The sequence below is a fragment of the Serratia sp. Res13-Sevr-LER1-36-b genome, from assembly GCF_015673035.1.
Classification (GTDB): Bacteria; Pseudomonadota; Gammaproteobacteria; order Enterobacterales; family Enterobacteriaceae; genus Chania; species Chania fonticola_C.
The window spans coordinates 1-1,469 of record NZ_JADACK010000028.1 but is presented as its reverse complement, the minus strand read 5'-3'; the positions used below and the strand labels follow the sequence as shown (position 1 = coordinate 1,469).

At 52.5% G+C, this 1,469-nt stretch carries 1 rRNA gene; it reads right to left on the bottom strand.

The annotated features are described in order from the left end of the window. Positions 1 to 1,460 (bottom strand): 23S ribosomal RNA (locus IMQ33_RS19775); the annotation flags it as partial. Positions 1,461 to 1,469 lie beyond the last annotated feature (9 nt).

Genomic DNA, 1,469 nt, shown 5'->3' with positions numbered 1-1,469 from the left:
GACAACCGTCGCCCGGCTAGCCTAGCCTTCTCCGTCCCCCCTTCGCAGTAACACCGAGTACAGGAATATTAACCTGTTTCCCATCGACTACGCCTTTCGGCCTCGCCTTAGGGGTCGACTCACCCTGCCCCGATTAACGTTGGACAGGAACCCTTGGTCTTCCGGCGAGCGGGTTTTTCACCCGCTTTATCGTTACTTATGTCAGCATTCGCACTTCTGATACCTCCAGCAAACCTCACAGTTCACCTTCAACGGCTTACAGAACGCTCCCCTACCCAACAACGCCTAAGCGTCGCTGCCGCAGCTTCGGTGCATGGTTTAGCCCCGTTACATCTTCCGCGCAGGCCGACTCGACCAGTGAGCTATTACGCTTTCTTTAAATGATGGCTGCTTCTAAGCCAACATCCTGGCTGTCTATGCCTTCCCACATCGTTTCCCACTTAACCATGACTTTGGGACCTTAGCTGGCGGTCTGGGTTGTTTCCCTCTTCACGACGGACGTTAGCACCCGCCGTGTGTCTCCCGTGATAACATTCTTCGGTATTCGGAGTTTGCATCGGTTTGGTAAGCCGGGATGGCCCCCTAGCCGAAACAGTGCTCTACCCCCGAAGATGAGTTCACGAGGCGCTACCTAAATAGCTTTCGGGGAGAACCAGCTATCTCCCGGTTTGATTGGCCTTTCACCCCCAGCCACAAGTCATCCGCTAATTTTTCAACATTAGTCGGTTCGGTCCTCCAGTTAGTGTTACCCAACCTTCAACCTGCCCATGGCTAGATCACCGGGTTTCGGGTCTATACCTTGCAACTATTCGCCCAGTTAAGACTCGGTTTCCCTACGGCTCCCCTATACGGTTAACCTTGCTACAAAATATAAGTCGCTGACCCATTATACAAAAGGTACGCAGTCACACCACGAAGGTGCTCCCACTGCTTGTACGTACACGGTTTCAGGTTCTATTTCACTCCCCTCGCCGGGGTTCTTTTCGCCTTTCCCTCACGGTACTGGTTCACTATCGGTCAGTCAGGAGTATTTAGCCTTGGAGGATGGTCCCCCCATATTCAGACAGGATGTCACGTGTCCCGCCCTACTCATCGAACTCACAATTAATGCATTTTAGTGTACGGGGCTATCACCCTTTGCTGCGCGACTTTCCAGACGCTTCCACTAACACAAGAACTGATTCAGGTTCTGGGCTGTTCCCCGTTCGCTCGCCGCTACTAGGGGAATCTCGGTTGATTTCTTTTCCTCGGGGTACTTAGATGTTTCAGTTCCCCCGGTTCGCCTCGTATGGCTATGTATTCACCATACGATAGTGTGTCGAAACACACTGGGTTTCCCCATTCGGGTATTGCCGGTTATAACGGTTCATATCACCTTACCGACACTTTTCGCAGATTAGCACGCCCTTCATCGCCTCTGACTGCCTAGGCATCCACCGTGTACGCTTAGTCACTTAACCTCACAACCC